Origin of the sequence: Nocardioides sp. R-C-SC26 (assembly GCF_021246465.1) — a bacterium.
GTDB lineage: Bacteria > Actinomycetota > Actinomycetes > Propionibacteriales > Nocardioidaceae > Nocardioides.
Map to the genome: position 1 here is coordinate 1 of NZ_JAHRHK010000069.1, position 320 is coordinate 320.

The 320-nt window shown below is 73.4% G+C and carries 1 protein-coding gene; it reads left to right on the plus strand.

All coding sequences use genetic code 11. The annotated features are described in order from the left end of the window. Nucleotides 1–320 (plus strand): MMPL family transporter (locus KSO97_RS17470; RefSeq protein WP_232681970.1); only part of this gene is annotated, 320 nt, incomplete at both ends.

The window sequence follows — 320 nt, forward strand, 5'->3', positions numbered from 1 at the left end:
CCCACCCCGCGCGGCGGACGACGAGCGGGGTGGGTGCTCGCGGCCTGGCTGCTGGTGACCGGCGTGCTCAACACGGCCGTGCCGCAACTGGAGGAGGTCGTCGCGAAGGACTCCACGCCGGTCGTGCCGCTCGACGCACCGTCCGCCGTCGCGACCGACCTGATGGATCCCGCGTTCGGCAGCGGGCGCAGCACCAGCTTCCTCGTCGTCGTGGCCGAGCGCACCGGCGGCCTCACCGCCGACGACAAGCGCTACCTGCGCCGACTCGTTCCCCAGCTGCGCGCCGACCCCGACGACGTCACGTTCGTGCAGGACATCCG